This window comes from Vibrio sp. 1180_3, assembly GCF_029478545.1.
Classification (GTDB): domain Bacteria; phylum Pseudomonadota; class Gammaproteobacteria; order Enterobacterales; family Vibrionaceae; genus Vibrio; species Vibrio aestuarianus.
This window is the reverse complement of sequence record NZ_SJFM01000150.1, coordinates 1-704: the sequence shown is the minus strand read 5'-3', so window position 1 is coordinate 704 and position 704 is coordinate 1. Positions and strand designations below refer to the sequence as shown.

The window sequence follows — 704 nt, the reverse complement described above, 5'->3', positions numbered from 1 at the left end:
GCGTTAAGTGGTGAGCAACGCGACCACAATCCTAAACCATTGTGCCTTAAACACAAAACTCAACCTAGAATCGAAACTCCCAAGCGTTGGGAATCCGTCTTAAACGCCTAGTTAGCTGCTGCACTTTAGCTAGCAAATTACACCAAAATGCCTAATTTGAAACACATTATGGCTTTTAAACGGCAAAGTAAAACGGACAGCTGTGAAATTAAAACCCAATCCACGAAATGCTCTTGGCAAAGAAGAAATGACCGAGAAAATCACCATTCCTGAGTTCGGTAATTTGCAAAGAATTCTATCGAAAAAGCCAACGACAGAGCACACGAAATGAATTTAGGCATTCATGAATTTCGACAACAAAGAAACCGCGCCAACGAACTTAACAAACACAACACTTCCCGTAAGCAGACTTTGTTAAGTTCAAACACTTCCCGAAAAGTGCCACTGGCGAGATAGTTGAGAAACTGAGATTTATACGGTGTGTAGCTAGAAAACCGAAAGCCTTTCCACCCTAAATTCACCGTTTTTCTTAACCCCAGCTAACGCTGCGTTAAGTGGTGAGCAACGAGACCACAATCCTAAACCATTGCGCCTTAAACACAAAACTCAACCTAGAACCGAAACTCCCAAGCGTTGGGAATCCGTCTTAAACGCCTAGTTAGCTGCTGCACTTTCGCCAGCGAATTACGACAAAATACCTAATT

1 protein-coding gene is annotated in these 704 nt (G+C 42.6%); it reads left to right on the top strand.

Annotated elements, in window-relative coordinates:
* Positions 1-202 precede the first annotated feature (202 nt).
* On the top strand, positions 203-331 hold the full coding sequence (locus EYW48_RS21355; RefSeq protein ID WP_274674232.1) for a hypothetical protein: 129 nt from the start codon (positions 203-205) through the stop codon (positions 329-331).
* Positions 332-704 lie beyond the last annotated feature (373 nt).